This window comes from Streptomyces parvus (genome assembly GCF_014648875.1).
Classification (GTDB): Bacteria; Actinomycetota; Actinomycetes; order Streptomycetales; family Streptomycetaceae; genus Streptomyces; species Streptomyces parvus.
Map to the genome: position 1 here is coordinate 1,298,395 of NZ_BMRY01000001.1, position 16,050 is coordinate 1,314,444.

General features: G+C 71.1%; 17 protein-coding genes. 11 read left to right on the forward strand and 6 right to left on the reverse strand.

Annotation, left to right across the window (positions count from 1 at the left end; genetic code table 11):
* Nucleotides 1-30: 30 nt before the first annotated feature.
* Nucleotides 31-690, forward strand: coding sequence for an HAD family acid phosphatase (locus tag IE140_RS05885; RefSeq protein ID WP_189460124.1), 660 nt, complete (start codon nt 31-33; stop codon nt 688-690).
* 9 nt (nt 691-699) lie between these two features.
* Here the strand turns inward: IE140_RS05885 and IE140_RS05890 are convergent, their stop codons facing one another.
* Both IE140_RS05890 and IE140_RS05895 read right to left on the reverse strand, forming a co-directional pair.
* On the reverse strand, nt 700-990 hold the full coding sequence (locus IE140_RS05890; protein ID WP_010055960.1) for a DUF4031 domain-containing protein: 291 nt from the start codon (nt 988-990) through the stop codon (nt 700-702).
* A complete protein-coding gene (locus IE140_RS05895; RefSeq protein ID WP_093444840.1) occupies nt 987-1,358 on the reverse strand; it encodes a DUF8819 family protein in 372 nt (123 codons plus the stop codon). Before IE140_RS05895 ends, IE140_RS05890 begins: the two co-directional genes overlap by 4 nt.
* 128 nt (nt 1,359-1,486) lie before the next feature.
* Here IE140_RS05895 and IE140_RS05900 point away from each other — a divergent pair, with 128 nt between their 5' ends.
* The 4 genes from IE140_RS05900 (at nt 1,487) to IE140_RS05915 (ending at nt 5,843) form a co-directional block, all read left to right on the forward strand.
* Complete coding sequence (locus IE140_RS05900; RefSeq protein WP_030718487.1) at nt 1,487-2,404, forward strand: MurR/RpiR family transcriptional regulator; 918 nt, start codon at nt 1,487-1,489, stop codon at nt 2,402-2,404.
* Between the two features lie 69 nt (nt 2,405-2,473).
* Complete coding sequence (murQ, locus tag IE140_RS05905; protein WP_100559390.1) at nt 2,474-3,463, forward strand: N-acetylmuramic acid 6-phosphate etherase; 990 nt, start codon at nt 2,474-2,476, stop codon at nt 3,461-3,463.
* Nucleotides 3,464-3,508: 45 nt separating this feature from the next.
* Nucleotides 3,509-5,077 carry a PTS transporter subunit EIIC gene (locus IE140_RS05910; RefSeq protein ID WP_150197213.1) on the forward strand — a complete coding sequence of 523 codons (1,569 nt, stop codon included), beginning with the start codon at nt 3,509-3,511 and terminating at the stop codon, nt 5,075-5,077.
* Between the two features lie 145 nt (nt 5,078-5,222).
* A complete protein-coding gene (locus IE140_RS05915; RefSeq protein WP_093444843.1) occupies nt 5,223-5,843 on the forward strand; it encodes an NADPH-dependent F420 reductase in 621 nt (206 codons plus the stop codon).
* A gap of 12 nt (nt 5,844-5,855) precedes the next feature.
* Here IE140_RS05915 and IE140_RS05920 read toward each other — a convergent pair whose 3' ends face one another.
* On the reverse strand, nt 5,856-6,467 hold the full coding sequence (locus tag IE140_RS05920; RefSeq protein ID WP_150197211.1) for a Uma2 family endonuclease: 612 nt from the start codon (nt 6,465-6,467) through the stop codon (nt 5,856-5,858).
* Nucleotides 6,468-6,502: 35 nt separating this feature from the next.
* Nucleotides 6,503-6,688 (reverse strand): hypothetical protein, encoded by a 186-nt coding sequence (locus tag IE140_RS05925; RefSeq protein ID WP_150197209.1) that lies wholly within the window; start codon nt 6,686-6,688, stop codon nt 6,503-6,505.
* Between IE140_RS05925 and IE140_RS05930 the strand changes: the two genes are divergently transcribed.
* Entirely contained in the window at nt 6,687-6,857 is a 171-nt protein-coding gene (locus IE140_RS05930; RefSeq protein ID WP_093812823.1) for a DUF5670 family protein, read from the forward strand. The genes IE140_RS05925 and IE140_RS05930 overlap by 2 nt on opposite strands.
* 112 nt (nt 6,858-6,969) lie before the next feature.
* Nucleotides 6,970-7,323, forward strand: a complete 354-nt coding sequence (locus tag IE140_RS05935) for a PRC-barrel domain-containing protein (protein WP_093812809.1) — start codon at nt 6,970-6,972, stop codon at nt 7,321-7,323.
* 153 nt (nt 7,324-7,476) lie between these two features.
* On the opposite strand, the gene IE140_RS05940 is transcribed toward IE140_RS05935, so the two are convergent.
* A complete protein-coding gene (locus IE140_RS05940; protein WP_150197207.1) occupies nt 7,477-8,115 on the reverse strand; it encodes a hypothetical protein in 639 nt (212 codons plus the stop codon).
* 193 nt (nt 8,116-8,308) lie between these two features.
* Between IE140_RS05940 and IE140_RS05945 the strand changes: the two genes are divergently transcribed.
* Nucleotides 8,309-9,352, forward strand: coding sequence for a LacI family DNA-binding transcriptional regulator (locus IE140_RS05945; RefSeq protein ID WP_093444848.1), 1,044 nt, complete (start codon nt 8,309-8,311; stop codon nt 9,350-9,352).
* Nucleotides 9,353-9,495: 143 nt separating this feature from the next.
* On the opposite strand, the gene IE140_RS05950 is transcribed toward IE140_RS05945, so the two are convergent.
* The gene (locus tag IE140_RS05950; protein ID WP_150197218.1) at nt 9,496-12,324 is read right to left on the reverse strand and encodes a glycosyl hydrolase; all 2,829 of its coding nucleotides are present in this window, start codon (nt 12,322-12,324) and stop codon (nt 9,496-9,498) included.
* A 236-nt stretch (nt 12,325-12,560) separates the two neighbouring features.
* Here IE140_RS05950 and IE140_RS05955 point away from each other — a divergent pair, with 236 nt between their 5' ends.
* The 3 genes from IE140_RS05955 (at nt 12,561) to IE140_RS05965 (ending at nt 15,996) form a co-directional block, all read left to right on the forward strand.
* Nucleotides 12,561-13,865, forward strand: coding sequence for an ABC transporter substrate-binding protein (locus IE140_RS05955; protein ID WP_093444850.1), 1,305 nt, complete (start codon nt 12,561-12,563; stop codon nt 13,863-13,865).
* Nucleotides 13,866-14,104: 239 nt separating this feature from the next.
* Nucleotides 14,105-15,085: a carbohydrate ABC transporter permease gene (locus tag IE140_RS05960; protein ID WP_032781992.1), complete on the forward strand. Its 981-nt coding sequence runs from the start codon at nt 14,105-14,107 to the stop codon at nt 15,083-15,085.
* Nucleotides 15,082-15,996: a carbohydrate ABC transporter permease gene (locus IE140_RS05965; protein WP_150197202.1), complete on the forward strand. Its 915-nt coding sequence runs from the start codon at nt 15,082-15,084 to the stop codon at nt 15,994-15,996. The genes IE140_RS05960 and IE140_RS05965 overlap by 4 nt, the downstream gene beginning before the upstream one ends.
* Nucleotides 15,997-16,050: the final 54 nt, after the last annotated feature.

The window sequence follows — 16,050 nt, forward strand, 5'->3', positions numbered from 1 at the left end:
CCATCGCAGGTTTCCCACCCAGGAGTCCTCATGCATGCAGGCGCCACCGTCCAGCGCACCGCCGCGACGCTGACCGCGACGCTCGCCCTGGTCGCGATCCCCGTCGCCTCGGCCGGAGCGACGGAGATGACGGCCCCGGCCCGCCCCGCCCCCGTGACCGCCTCCGCGACCCCGGCCGCCGCCCTCGCCGCGGACGTCGACTACGCCGCCTGGCGGCGGGACGTCGCGGCGGTCGTCGCCGCGGCTCGCCCCTGGATCGAGGCCCGGACGGAGAACGCCGGCAGCGAGAAGCAGGCGATCGTCCTGGACATCGACAACACCGCGCTGGAGACGCACTTCCACCCGTTCTGGAAGCTGCCCACCCCCGCCGTCGGCGACGTCCGCGAACTGGCCCGCTACGCGGATGCGCGCGGTGCGGCCGTCTTCTTCGTCACCGCACGGCCGGGCATCATCCACTCCCTCACGGACTGGAACCTGAAGAAGGCCGGCTACCCGGTCGACGGCCTCCGCGTCCGCAGCCTGCCCGACCTCTTCGAGGAGGTCAGCGCCTACAAGACCGAGCAGCGGGCGGAGATCGAGGCGAAGGGCTACAAGATCATCGCCAATATCGGGAACAACACCACCGACCTCGTCGGCGGCCACGCCGAACGCGGCTTCAAGCTCCCGGACTACGACGGCGCGCTCTCCTAGGGCCTCTCGTCAGGGGCCGGAGGGGCGCCCCGCAGGCGCGGGCCGCCCCTTCGGCCTCCGCAGTCCGGCGGCCGTGAGCCGCCGGACCAGCTCCTTCGAGCCGACCTCCCGGGCCCCGGCCCGCACCGCGTCCGCGTAGTGCGCCTCCGGTACGTCGTAGTGGTCGCGCTCGAAGGCGCGCGGCGGGCAGCCGATCGCGGCGGCGAAGGCGTGCAGCTCCTCGAACGAGACATCGCTCACCAGGTGCGACCAGAGGCGGCCGTGTCCGGGCCAGGTGGGCGGGTCGATGTAGAGCGTCACCGCCGCAGCACCTCGCCGAGCGCCCCGACCGGCGCCACCGCCACGGCCGCCTTGGTGCAGACCCAGTGCGGGTCGGGCCCGAGTTCCGGCTCGACGTCCAGGGCGTGCGGCTCCTCCTCCGGCGAGCACGCGGGGCACAGCGGCCACCGCCCGTACCGCTCCAGCAGCGCGTCCTGGACGTCCTGGGCGACCAGCCCCGCGACGAACTCCGCGCCCTCGGGCCACTGCTCCACCCACCAGCGCCGGTGCGTCACCGCGTCCTCGACCAGCGAGACGATGTCCGCCTCGGCGACGTCGGCCGCCGTCAGGTCGGCCATGACGAGGGCGCGGGCGGTGTGCAGGGACTGCTCCAGGGCGTTCAACTCCATGTCCCCATTGTGCGCCCGCGCGCAGAAGGCTCATCAGAAGATCCCGCTGCAGCCCCCGCTGAAGATCCCGCCAGAGGTAGGGACCAAAGGGGGTTGACGGACCCGGAGGTTGAAAATATCTTTCAGATGTGACCAGTGATGTGAAGGAAATTTTCAGCAGCGACTCGCCGCCGGCGCCCGCGGCCCTCGCCGCCAAGGTCCGGACCCTCGCCCCCTCCATGACCCGCTCGATGCAGCTGGTCGCCGAAGCCGTGGCGGGCGACCCGGCCGGCTGCGCCGCCCTCACCGTCACCGGTCTCGCCGAGCGCACCGGCACCAGTGAAGCCACTGTCGTCCGCACCGCCCGCCTCCTCGGCTACCCCGGCTACCGGGACCTGCGCCTCGCGCTGGCCGGTCTCGCCGCGCACCAGGAGTCGGGCCGGGCCCCGGCCGTCACCGCCGACATCGCGGTGGACGACCCGATCGCCGACGTGGTCGCCAAGCTCGCCTACGACGAGCAGCAGACCCTCGCCGACACCGCCGCCGGGCTCGACACCGTACAGCTGGGGGCGGCCGTCGCCGCCGCCTCGACCGCCCGCCGTATCGACATCTACGGCGTCGGGGCGTCCTCCCTCGTCGGCCAGGACCTGGCGCAGAAGCTGCTCCGGATCGGGCTGATCGCCCACGCCCACATGGACCCGCACCTCGCGGTGACCAACGCCGTGCAGCTGCGCTCCGGCGACGTGGCCATCGCGATCACGCACTCCGGCTCCACCGGTGACGTGATCGAGCCGCTGCGGGTCGCCTTCGACCGCGGGGCGACGACGATCGCGATCACCGGGCGGCCCGACGGGCCCGTGTCGCAGTACGCGGACCATGTGCTGACCACGTCCACCGCGCGCGAGAGCGAGCTGCGCCCCGCCGCCATGTCCAGCCGGACGAGCCAGCTGCTCGTCGTGGACTGCTTGTTCATAGGCGTCGCGCAGCGGACGTACGAGACCGCCGCGCCCGCCCTGGCCGCCTCCTACGAGGCGCTGGCCCACCGCCACACCCCGCGCACCCGCTGACCGCTCCCCGCCGCCCCACCCCCGTACGCGTACGAGACCGAGCACCCCGAGAAAGCTGAGCCGCACCTCATGACCTCCACCACCGACGCGAACACCGACACCCCCGGCGCCACCGGCACCCCCGGGGCCTCCGGGACGTACGGCGAGCTCCGTGCCCAGCTGGCCACGCTCACCACCGAGGCGTTCCGCCCCGAGCTGGCCGAGATCGACCGGCTGTCCACCGAGGAGATCGCGCGGATCATGAACGGCGAGGACGCCACGGTCCCGGCCGCCGTCGCCGAGCGGCTGCCGCAGATCGCCGCGGCCATCGACGCCACCGCCGAGCGCATGGCGCGCGGCGGCCGGCTGATCTACGCGGGCGCGGGCACGGCGGGCCGCCTCGGGGTGCTGGACGCCAGCGAGTGCCCGCCCACCTTCAACACCGACCCGGCCGAGGTCGTCGGCCTGATCGCGGGCGGCCCCTCCGCCATGGTCACGGCCGTCGAGGGCGCGGAGGACAGCAAGGAGCTGGCCGCCGCCGACCTGGACGCGCTGAAGCTGACCGCCGACGACACGGTGGTCGGTATCTCCGCCTCCGGCCGTACGCCGTACGCGATCGGCGCGGTCGAGCACGCCCGCGCACGCGGGGCCCTGACGATCGGCCTCTCCTGCAACGCGGACTCGGCGCTCGCCGCGGCAGCGGAACACGGCCTGGAGGTCGTCACAGGACCCGAACTGCTCACCGGCTCGACCCGGCTGAAGGCGGGCACGGCCCAGAAGCTGGTCCTCAACATGATCTCGACGGTCACGATGATCCGGCTCGGCAAGACGTACGGGAATCTCATGGTCGACGTCCGCGCTTCCAACGAGAAGCTGCGGGCCCGCTCCCGGCACATCGTCTCCCTGGCCACCGGCGCGTCCGACACCGCGATCGAGGCCGCCCTCGCCGCCACCGACGGCGAGGTCAAGAACGCGATCCTGGTCATCCTCGGCCAGGTCGACGGCCCCACCGCCGCCCGGCTCCTCACCGAGTCCGACGGCCACCTCCGCGCCGCGCTCGCGGCCGTACGCACCACCTGACCCACCGGGTATCCCCACCCCCCGCACAGCAAGGCACCCAGCACCATGGCCACTGAAGACAAGAACCGCGCCACCGCGGCCGCGATCCTGCCGCTCGTCGGCGGGGCCGCGAACGTCGCCTCCATCGCCCACTGCATGACCCGGCTCCGCCTCGGGCTGCACGACAGGTCCCTCGTCGACGACGAGGCGCTGAAGGCCCTGCCCGCCGTGATGGGCGTCGTCGAGGACGACACGTACCAGATCGTGCTGGGACCGGGCACGGTCGCCCGGGTCACCCCGGAGTTCGAGCAGCTGGTGGAGGAGGCCCGCGAGGCCGCACCGGCCCCTGACCCCGGTGGTCCGGCCGCCGTCTCCGCCGACGATCTGGCGGCACAGGGCGCGGCGATCAAGGCACAGCAGAAGGCGAAGAACGCGACGCCCTTCAAGCTGTTCCTGCGGAAGATCGCCAACATCTTCGTGCCGCTGATCCCGGCACTGATCGGCTGCGGGATCATCGCGGGCCTGAACGGTCTGCTGGTGAACCTTCAGTGGCTGCCCGCCGTGACGCCCGCGCTGGCGGCGATGGCGTCGGGCTTCATGGCGCTGATCGCGGTGTTCGTGGGCTACAACACGGCGAAGGAGTTCGGCGGTACGCCGATCCTGGGCGGTGCGGTCGCGGCGATCATCGTCTTCCCGGGCGTCGCGAACATCGACGCCTTCGGCCAGACCCTCTCGCCCGGCCAGGGCGGTGTGCTCGGCGCGCTGGGCGCCGCGGTCCTCGCGGTGTACGTGGAGAAGTGGTGCCGCCGCTGGGTGCCGGAGGCGCTGGACGTCCTGGTCACCCCGACCCTCACGGTGCTGATCTCCGGCCTGGTGACGATCTTCGGCCTGATGTTCGTGGCCGGGGAGATCTCCTCCGCGATCGGCACGTTCGCCGACTGGCTGCTCTCCAACGGCGGCGCGGGCGCGGGCTTCGTGCTCGGCGGCCTGTTCCTGCCGCTGGTCATGCTGGGCCTGCACCAGGCGCTGATCCCGATCCACACGACCCTCATCGAGCAGCAGGGCTACACGGTCCTGCTGCCGATCCTGGCGATGGCCGGGGCCGGCCAGGTCGGCGCGGCGATGGCGGTCTACTTCCGCCTCCCCCGCAACGAGTCGATCCGCCGCACCATCAAGTCGGCGCTCCCGGCGGGCCTGCTGGGCGTCGGAGAACCGCTGATCTACGGCGTCTCGCTCCCGCTGGGCCGCCCGTTCATCACGGCGTGCGTGGGCGGGGCGTTCGGCGGCGGCTTCGTCGGCCTGTTCAACCAGCTCGGCGACACGGTCGGCTCGACGGCCATCGGCCCGTCCGGCTGGGCCCTGTTCCCGCTGCTGGACGGCAACCACGGCCTGGGCTCGACGATCGCGATCTACGGGGCCGGTCTGCTGGTGGGCTACGTCGCCGGCTTCCTGGCCACGTATTTCTTCGGCTTCAGCAAGGACCTGCTGACCGAGTTCAACGTCTCCCAGGAACCGGCCCCGTCCACGATCGCGGCGACGGGCGGCACGACCCCTTCCGCGACGCCCCCTTCCGCGGGCGGCCCGGACACCCCGGACCCCGGCACCGACCCGGCGAAGGCCCCGGCGGGGGTCTGACCTCCGCCCCCGAGCGCGGCCGGCCTCCGCCACCCACCCCCGGGGGCGGAGGCCGGCCGCGTCCTGCGGACTACGTCTCAAGGGCCGCCCCACCCCGGTCTCCGGCCCGATCCGCCCTGGCATCCCGCCGCCTAGCGTCGTCCCCATGCGAATCGGACTGCTCGGCACCGGAAATGTCGCCCGCGCCCTGGCCAACGGCTGGCGCGCCGCAGGGCACGACGTACTCCTCGGATCGCGTCAACCGAAGGAACGGACCGACCTCGGCCTGCCCGTCGCGGGCCTCGACGAGACAGCCGCCCATGCGGAGGTCCTGGTCAACGCGACGCCCGGCGGCGTCTCCGTGGACCTGCTCCGCTCGATCGGTGCCCCGGCGCTGGCCGGCACCCTCCTGATCGACGTCGGGGTCGGCCTCTCCGACGACTTCAGCGCCCTCACCCACCCCAACAGCAGCCTGGGCGAACTGATCCAGGAGGCCTTCCCCCTGACCCCCGTCGTCAAGACGCTCTGCACGATGGACTCGACCACCATGGTCGCCCCGGGCGAACTCACCGAACCGGGCACGGTCTTCCTCTCCGGCGACGACCCCGAGGCCAAGGCCACCACGGGCCGGCTGCTCACGGACCTCGGCTGGCCGGCCTCCTCCCAGCTCGACATCGGCGGCATCACGACCGCACGCGGCCAGGAGCACTTCGCGTTCCTGTTCATGGGGATCGCGGGCGGAGTGAACTCCCACACCTTCAACATCAAGGTCGTCACCCGCCCGTAGGCACCCGACGGATCACGAAGCGCCCGGGAACTCCTCCGTCGGCAGCTGTACGTCGAACGGGGACGGCACGGTCAGCGGCTTGCCGAACGGCACCGCGTCCGTGAGCTTGAAGGTGCCGTCCTCGTTCGGCTCGGTGAACAGCGTGACCATCGGCCCCCGGGTGTCGAACCGGTCGATCAGCAGATACATCGGGACGCCCGCCCGGGCATACGCGCGGTACTTCTTGGTGCGCTCCTCCCGGGCGTTGCCGCGCGAGGTGATCTCGACGACGAGCAGCGCCTCGGCGGCGTCCATCGGGTCGCTGGTCTCGGGATCGGCGTCTGTGATCAATACCCTCGGCATGACCACCAGATCGGGGACGTACAGCTTGCCCAGCGGGGCAATGTGGACGCCGAGGGTCTGGTAGATCCCCAGCCCATCGGGCAGGCCCCTGTAGAGACGGCTCTGTACCGCCTCGGCGATCCCGTTGTGGTGTGCGTGCGGCGGCGGTACCAAAACGATCTGCCCCTCGTCGATCTCGGCGCGCCACCCCTCGGGCACGTCCAGCTCACGCCATGTCTGCAGGAGGTAGTCCCACGCGCGCCCATCCGATGTCTGGCCGTTCTCGACAAACGCTGCGGTCATCGCGGGTCCCTTCTTCCGTGGCCTTGCCGAGCAGGCTAGATCGGGGTTTCACGGCCGCCGGCCGTTCCCTCACAGCGTCCCACGAACGAGTGGTCGCGCGCAGGCAGCGCGCCCTTGCCGCCCGGCGACGCCGGCCCGTCCGCGGACATGAATTCCCCAGGAATCAGCGCGTGTAGGAAAAACATCAGCGGGAACCCGAATTTTCGGAGGTTGATAATCATGGTTCCCCTGCTTCTCGTTCTTCTGCTCGCCCTGCTTCTCTTCGGTGCCGGATTCGCGGTCAAGGCCCTCTGGTGGATAGCCGTGATCGTCCTGGTGCTCTGGCTCATAGGGTTCTTCGTCCGGCCCGCCGCGAGCGGTGGCCGACGTGGCCGGTGGTACCGCTGGTAGTCGCGCCGGGTGTAGGCCGCCCCTCCCCGGGCACACGAAGTCCGATCGCCGGAAGAGCACCGGGAAAACACCGGAAGGAATGACCCGGGCGACCTTCACGAAAGGAGCCACAATGAGCGACTCCCTGTGGGGCTACCAGCCATCGAGCGGTCATACCGCGGGAATCGATCTGACCGGCTATTCGGTCGAGGCGACCGACGGAAGTATCGGAAAGGTCGACAAGCATTCCGACGAGGTGGGCTCGGCCTATCTGCTCGTCGACATCGGGGGCTGGATCTTCGGCAAGGACGTCCTGCTGCCCGCCGGCACGGTGAAGCGCATCGACACGGAGGACCGGAAGGTCCACGTCGAGCTCACCAAGGAACAGGTCAAGGACTCCCCGGAGTTCGACCGTCACCGGCAGACCGAGGACCCGGGCTACCACGAGCAACTGTCCGCGTACTACCTGACGTACCGCATCATGTGACGCAGACCGGCGTACGCCCCCGAACGGCGGCGGGCCCGACCCCGAGGAGGGGCCGGCCCCGCCGCCTCACGCGTGAACCTCACGCGTGAACCTCACGCGTGAACCTCACGCGTGAACCTCACGCGCGGACCTCACGCGCGGGACGGACTCCCCTCAGCCCGCCAGGTCCGACCAGAACGGCACCCGGTCCCCGGCGGCACGCTCCGGCCAGGCCCTGTCCGAGCCCGGATCCCCGAACTCCCGCTCCACCCACTCCACCAGGTCTCGCCCGTAGTGAATGGTGTCCGCACCGACGACGGAGAGCACCACCCGCCCGGGAGCAACCGACTTCCCCTCCCCCGCCGCCAGATACCGGTGCCCGTGGAGCGGGATCAGCGTCGGTACGGTGGCGAGCGCGGCCCGTGCCGCCGCGACGGCCTCCGCCGGGTCCGCCGGGCGCGGCCCCCACCGCCCGCCGGGCAGCCAGCAGCCGTGCTCCACCGAGAACAGCATCCCCTCCACCGGCCACCCCAGCCGCTCCCGGATCACGTCCGGGTCGCCGTCCCGCCAGTCGGGCCACGGGTTCCGCGGGGACTCGCCCTCCTTCGGGGGCGCCGCCCGGTCCACCGGCAGCCCGGCCGCCAGGAAGGCCCGGTGGCCGGGGGCGAACACGATGCCGTACTCCGCCTCGATCCGGTCGAACTCCGCATCGCTCAGCCCGGGTTCCAGCACGCACACGCCCAGCTCCGCCAGCCGGCGTGCCGCCCGTGCCCCTGCCCGTACTCCCTCGCGTACCGCCTCGTCACCGGTCATCGGAGCAGCGTAACGACCACCGCTCTGGGAGCGCTCTCAACGCTGTCGGCGCCCGGCGCTAGGCTGTAGACGATCCGGCGGCGACACCGAGCACGCATCACGCACAGGTACGCGCAGACGCAGACGCGAGAGGCAGACGCGGAAGCACGCACCCGCCCGCGTATCGCCGCCCCGTCGACAAGGAGCGACCGCCTTGCCCGAGCAGTCCCCCGGGTCCCGCCCCACCCTGGAAGCCGTCGCCGCACGCGCGGGGGTGTCGCGGGCCACCGCCTCGCGGGTCGTCAACGGGGGCGACGGCGTCCGCAAGCCGCTCGTGGACAAGGTGCTCAAGGCCGTCGAGGAGCTGGGCTACATCCCGAACCACGCGGCGCGGACCCTCGTCACGCGGCGCACCGGCGCGGTGGCCGTGGTCATCGCGGAGCCGGAGACCCGGTTCTTCTCGGACCCCTTCTTCTCCCAGCAGATCCGGGGCATAAGCAAGGAGCTCACCGCCCACGACACCCAGCTCGTCCTGCTGCTCGTGGAGGGGCCCGGGGACTTCGACCGGATCGCCCGGTATCTGGCCGGCGGCCATGTCGACGGGGCGCTCGCGTTCTCCCTGCACACCGACGACCCGGTCCCCGCGATCACCCGGCGGGCGGGCATCCCGGCGGTGTACGGCGGGCGGCCCAGCTGGACCGCCGACCCGGGCGACCAGGCCGTCCCGTACGTCGACGCGGACAACCGGGGCGGGGCGCGGATGGCCGTGCAGTATCTGCGGGACCTCGGGCGGGAGCGCATCGCGCACATCGCCGGGCCCGCCGACCAGACCTCCGCGATGGACCGGCTGGACGGCTACCGGGACGTGCTGCTGGACGTGGACCCGACGCTCGTCGCCGACGGGGCGTTCACCGTGGAGAGCGGGGCCCGGGCGATGGCGGAGCTGCTGGAGAGGCGGCCCGACCTGGACGCGGTGTTCGCCGCCAACGACCTGATGGCCTCGGGCGCGCTGCGGGTCCTGCGCGAGCGGGGGATCCCGGTGCCGGAGCAGGTGGCGCTGGTGGGGTTCGACGACATGGACTCGGTGGCCTCGGAGACCGATCCCCCGCTGACGACCGTCGGCCAGGAGATCGAGGGGCAGGGGCGGCTGATGGCCCGCCTGCTGCTGCGCGCCCTGGACCGGGACCGTACGGGCAGCGGGGACGTTCCGGAGTCGGTGATCACCCCGGTCACGCTGGTACGGCGGGCCTCCGCCTGAAGCGAGGCCGCTCCCGGGGCCGGCTCCGGCCCCGGTTCCGGTTCCGGTTCCGGTTCCGCGCAAACGTACGGCGGGCCTCCGCCTGAGGAACCGGAGACCCGCCGCGCTCTACGTCACCCTCACCGGTCGTCGACCGGCATCGGTCACTGGTACGGAATCCGCAGCACCGCCGCGTCCGTGCCGGTCTGCACCTGGGACGTGCCGTTGCCGAGCGCGTTCCAGATCTCCAGCCGGACCGTGCCGTTCTTCAGCTCGCCGAGGCTGCCGGTGGTCGCCTGCGCGCCGACCGCCTGCGTGTACTCCTCCCAGCCGGCGACCGGGTCGGTCGCGAAGTAGCGGAAGGTCTCGGTGCGGTCGAACGTGCCGTCGCCGGTCAGGTCGTAGCTGACCCGGACCTGCGGGGCGAGCCCGACCTTGGTGCCCGCGTCCACCCGGAGGCGGAACGCGGTGGCGGCCCCGGCGGCGACCTTGCCGTTGACCTTCTTCACCTCGTAGACGGTCGGGCGGTACGGGGTGCCGTCCCGGTTGACGCCGTCGGCCGAGGCGATGGTGTCCGCGCCCGCCGGGTCGGTGGTGGCGGTGGTGAGGACGCCGCCGGTCTTGAGGCGGAAGGTGTTGCCGGTGGACGGGTTGCCCGGGTCCGGGTCGGGGTCCGGGTCACCGCCGCCGGGCCCCGTGCTCGTGGCCGTCGAACGGGCGGGCACGGACAGGGTCTTGCCGTCGGAGAAGGTCACCGTACGGGCGCTGGAGCCGTGGTTGTGCGCGGTGTAGGTGCGCGTCCCGTTCTTGGAGAAGACGGCGGAGGTCGGGATGTCGCCGCTGACGGTCATGTCGGGGGCGCCCACCGCCGCGAGGGTGTTGATCCAGTGGTAGGTGTGCGCCTTGGACTCACCCTGCTCGGGGGTGTAGTTCCCGTTCACCCCGTCCCACTTGGCCTTCGCGGACGCCGGGTCGGAGAGCGACTCGAACTCCCAGAGCAGGTCGCGCCACTCCTGGGCGGGCCCGCCGTTCTCGCGCTCCATCTCGGCGATGTTCCGCTTGATGGCGGCCTTCTCGCGGGCCAGGTGGAGCGAACCGCCGGTCACCGGGAGGACGTTGATGCCGTGGATCTCCTCCGGGTTGGCGGTCCACCAGGTGGAGTACGCGCCGCCGCTGCCCCAGACCATGCCGACCGTGTCGTGGCCGAAGGAGGCGGGGAAGACCCGCTGCGAGGCGTCGAACCAGTACTGGGTGATCGCCTCGGACTCGGTGGTCAGCAGGTAGCTGCCGAGGTCCCGCAGCGCGTTGTCGCCGGTGGCCGAGCCGAAGAGCACCAGGGCGGCGCTCAGGTTGATCGACTCCGAGGACGACTCCTGGTTGTTGCCCGCCGCGAAGCCCTGGTGGCCGGAGGCCCAGCTGTGGCCGGCGTAGACGTCGAAGCCGCGCAGGAAGGGGTAGGCGGAGTCGGTGCGGCTGGCGTTGGCGGTGTCCCGGATCAGGTGCTTGATCATCGTGCCCCAGGCCGAGTCGGCCGCCCAGGCCTGGTCGTACTGGGCGATGATCGCCGCCGCGTATACGTAGTAGCTGTAGTGGAAGTGGTGGTCGTTGAGCTCGGTGTCGCTGCCGTACGAGGCCGGGTAGCCGGTCAGGGTCTTCCAGTCCTTGTCGTAGCTGAACTCACTGGCCCCGCCCGCCGTGAACCACTCCTGGAGCCGGCCCTTCATCAGGCCGAGGAGCTTGTCGCGGGTGGCGGTCTGGCCGATCTGGTCGGCGACGGGCACCAGCTGGGCGAGGCGGCCGAGCGCCTTGCCGGTCCAGTAGGTGTCGGTGGCCCCGGAGAACGGGTCGGAGGCGTTCGCGACCTCGTTGAGGTAGCCGGTCAGCCGGGCCTTGTCGACGCCGCTGGAGGCGGGCAGCGCGGGCACGACGCCGTTGTTCTTCTGGCTGGTGGTGAAGGTGGCGGACTCGCGCACCTTCATCGTGCCGCGCGGCGAGACGTACGTGTACGGGGTCAGCGCGTCCGAGGTGTGCAGCCACTGGTGGCGGTAGAGGGCCTGGAGCGTACCGCGCTCGGTGCCCTCCTTGGCCTCGGTGGTCAGGCTGTAGGTCGCCCGCACGTTGCCGCCGGTGGTCTGCCAGGCCACCTGGGAACCGGTGACGAAGCTGAAGGCGTACTTGCGGTAGGTGGCGAGCGCGTCCGTGGAGGGCAGCACGGCGAGCGAGAAGTAGTCCTTGGAGCCGAGCCCGGCGGTGATCGTGGAACCGGAGATGTTCCAGTCGCTGCCGGTCGGCGCGAAGAGCGCGTAGTGGTGCCCGGCGACGGTGATGCCGAGGACGTTGCCCTGGTCGGAGAAGACGGTGGGCGCGGAGGCGGTCGTGATGCGGGCGTCGCCGCCGGAGCCCTTGGCGTACACGAAGGGCATGCCGTGGCCGATGGTGGCCCGGAAGGTCCGCGAGCCGTCGGCCCAGTAGGGCGTGACGGTCCAGTCGGACCAGGCGTCGGCCTTGGTGTCGGGCGAGTTCAGCCCGGAGAGCCCTACGGTGAGGTCGGCCTTGTGGGCGTACTCGTACTGGCGGCCGTCGCCGACGATCGCGGGCGTGGTCGGGTAGCCGACCTCCAGGCCGGACGCCTTGGCCTGGTACGTGAGCGGGTGGCCGTACATGGGGGTGCTGTACGGGTTGTCGCCGTAGCGCTGGAAGGCCAGCGAGGACCACCAGTCGTTGGTCGGGACCGGCTTGGACCGGGCGGCGCTGGTGAGCTTCGGAGTGACGGGCGCCCCGGTGTTGGTGGTCGGCCCCTGGGTGCCGGCCGGGCGGGAGTCCGTGTAGCTGCCGGCGCCGGCGGGGATGGTGGCGGCGGCAGCGGGGGAAGCGGCGGGACCCAGGCCCACGGCGGCCACGGCGATCGCGAGGAGCGTCGCGGCCGCGGGTCTGGGGGTGACTCGGGAAACGAGTCCGGAGAGGGAGGTCAGCACGAGCAGCACCTCGATCATGGGGGGGCGAAGAGCGCGTTCGAGAGCGCTCTCAAGTGCCAAGGAACGTAAAACTCCTGAAACGTGAGTGTCAAGAGAACGCACACGGGCGCCAGTTGAGCGGACGCCGGATGTAACCCCAAGCTGTTATGCGTTCGAGTCTTGACGGGGCGGGGGTGGTGGGAGACGCTCCAGACGCAGGTTTTGAGAGCGCTCTCAAGGCGCTCGGTTCATCCCGAAGCCAAGGGAGGCTTCCCATGCCCATCGCCCGAGCCGCCAAGAGAGCCACCGCCCGCCTCGGCGCGGTCGTCCTCGCCGGGGCCCTCCTCGCCGCCTGTGGATCCAGCGACTCGTCGGACTCCTCCGACAGCGCGGGCGGGAAGGTCACGCTCAACGTCGACCTCTTCGGGTCCTTCGGCTTCAAGGAGGCCGGGCTCTACGAGGAGTACCAGAAGCTCAACCCGAACATCACGATCAAGCAGAGCGACACCCAGGACGAGGCGGACTACTGGAAGTCGCTTCAGACCCGGCTCGCGGGCGGCGGGGGCCTGGCGGACGTGCAGGGCGTGGAGGTGGGCCGGATCGCGTCGGTCACCCAGCAGCAGTCCGACAAGTTCCAGGACCTGAAGGAGTTCGGGGCCGACAAGCTCAAGGGCGAGTTCGCCGAGGCCAAGTGGTCGGCGGCGACCACCAAGGACGGCAAGATCCTCGGCCTCGGCACGGACGTCGGCCCCGAGGCGATGTGCTACCGCACGGACCTCTTCAAGGAGGCCGGCCTGCCCACGGACCGCGAGGAGCTCGCCGAGAAGTGGGCCACGTGGGACGGCTACCTGGAGCTGGGCAAGGAGTACAAGAAGAAGGCCCCCGCCAAGAGCGCCTGGCTGGACAGCGTCGGCTCGCTCTACGGGATCATGATCGGCCAGGAGAAGGAGCGCTACTACGACGCCTCCGGCGAGCTGATCTACGACAAGAACCCGGCGGTCAAGGAGGCCTGGGACACCTCCGTGGAGGCGGCCGAGGCGGGCCTGAGCGCCAAGCTCGACCAGTGGTCCCCGCAGTGGAACCAGGCGTTCGCCGCCGGTTCCTTCGCCACCATCCCCTGCCCGGCCTGGATGCTCGGCTACATCAAGGGCCAGGCCGGTGACGGCGGCCAGGGCAAGTGGGACATCGCCAAGCTGCCCGGCGGCGCGGGCAACTGGGGCGGCTCGTACCTCTCCATCCCGCGTGCGGCCAAGCACAAGGAGGAGGCGTACAAGCTGATCGAGTGGCTGACCGCCCCCGAGCAGCAGGCGAAGGTCTTCCAGAAGCAGGGCAACTTCCCGTCCTCGACGGGCGCCATCGAGACGATCGCGGGCGCGAAGGACGAGTACTTCTCCGGTGCGCCGATCGGCCAGATCTTCGGTGACGCGGCGAAGGAGTCCCCGGTCCAGGTGCTGGGTGTGCACGACCAGAACGTGATGCAGCAGATCACGAACGCGCTGAGCGAGGTCGAGCGCAAGGGGACGTCGTCGGAGAAGGCGTGGGGGACGGCGAAGAAGGGCGTGGACAACGTGATCGGCTGACCGGCCGGTCCGCACGATCCGGCGTGGACCACGTAACCGGCTGACCCGCCGGTCCGCACGATCCGGCGTGGACCACGTAACCGGCTGACCCGCCGGTCCGCACGGTCCCGCTCCTCCCCCCCTCCTCTCCCTTTCCTGCCTGGGGCCGGTCCACCGGTACGCACCACGGTGGCCCGGCCCCACCCCCGTACCCCTCCACGTACCGCGTATCTCCGCCCCCGACCCCGAAGGGCCGCACCGTGTCCCTCACCGCCACCGCGAAGGCCGGGCCCCGCAGCCCCGCCGGAACCGGGCCCGGCCCCGACGACGGCCGGGGCGCCGCGCTCCGGCGCACCTGGCGCAAGGCCTCCCCGTACGCCTACATCGCCCCCTTCTTCACGCTCTTCCTGGCCTTCGGCCTCTTCCCGCTCCTCTACACCGCGTTCGTTTCGCTCTACCGGGTCGAGCTCCAGACGAGCGGCGAGATGGAGTGGCGGGGCATCGCCAACTACACGGCGCTGTTCACCGACGAGTACTTCTGGACCTCGCTGCGCAACACGTTCACGATCGGCGTGCTGTCCACGGTCCCGCAGCTCGCGATGGCGCTGGGCCTCGCGCACCTGCTCAACTACAAGCTGCGCGGCCGGACCTTCATACGGACCGCGATCCTGCTCCCGTACGCGACCTCCGTGGCCGCCGCGACGCTCGTCTTCGCGCAGCTCTTCGGCAAGGACTTCGGGCTGATCAACTACGTGATCGGCCTGGTCGGCTTCGACCCGGTGGACTGGCAGACCGGCACGGTGGCCTCGCAGATCGCGGTGTCGACGATCGTGATCTGGCGGTGGACCGGCTACAACGCGCTGATCTACCTCGCGGGCATGCAGTCGATCCCGCACGAGCTGTACGAGGCGGCGGAGATGGACGGGGCGTCGCGCTGGCGGCAGTTCCTCCACGTCACGCTCCCCGGTCTGCGCCCCACGATCGTCTTCACGGTCATCATCTCGACCATCGGGGCGACCCAGCTCTTCGGTGAGCCGCTGCTGTTCGAGGGATCGATCTCGGGCGGTATCTCGCACCAGTACCAGACGCTCGGCCTGTACATGTACGAGCAGGGCTGGGGCTTCTTCCACCTGGGCCGGGCCGCGGCCATCGCCTGGGTGATGTTCGTCCTCATCGTGGTGCTCGTCGGGGTCAACGCCCTGATCGCGCGCCGCCGCGCACGCAAGGAGGCCGGCCGATGACCGCGCTCGCCGCACCGCCGACCACGCCCGAGAAGGGCGACCCGCCGCAGGCCCCGCCGTCGGCCCGCCGCATCGGCAGGGGAGGCGCGGGCCGCACGATGAAGGGCGGCTGGCTCTCCTACCTCATCCTCGGCTTCGCCCTCCTCATCTCGGCGTTCCCGTTCTACTGGACGATCGTCACGGCCAGCCGGTCCAACGCGGACATGGCGAAGGTGCCGCCGAGCCTGCTGCCGGGCCCGAACCTGATCAAGAACTTCGAGCAGGTCCTCGAAGAGGCGGACATCGGCAAGGCGCTGCTGAACTCGCTGATCGTGTCGGGTTCGATCACGATCGGTACGGTCCTGTGCTGCACGCTGGCCGGATTCGCCTTCGCCAAGCTGAAGTTCAAGGGCCGTAACGCCCTGCTGACGCTGACGATCGGGACGATGATGATCCCGCCGCAGCTCGGGGTGATCCCGCTCTTCATGCTGATCGCCGAGCTCCAGTGGGTGAACCAGCTCCAGGCGGTGATCCTGCCGGGCCTGGTCTCGGCCTTCGGTGTGTTCTTCATGCGCCAGTACCTGGTGCAGTCGCTGCCGGACGAGCTGATCGAGGCGGCCCGGGTGGACGGCGCGTCCACCGCGCGCATCTTCTGGTCGATCGTGATCCCGATCGCACGGCCGGGGATGGCGGTGCTCGGGATGCTCACCTTCATGACGGCGTGGAACGACTTCTTCTGGCCGATCATCGCGCTGTCCTCGCAGGAGCCGACCGTGCAGGTCGCGCTGCGCCAGCTCGGCGGCGGGTACGTCAACGACCAGTCGGTGATCATGGCCGGCACGCTGCTCGGCACGCTGCCGGTGCTGCTGGTCTTCGGCCTGCTGGGCCGGCAGATCGTCGGCGGCATCATGCAGGGCGCGGTGAAGGGCTGACCGGACGACCGCCCGCCCCCCTGCTTCTCCTTCTGTCCCCCCTCACCCTGGAGT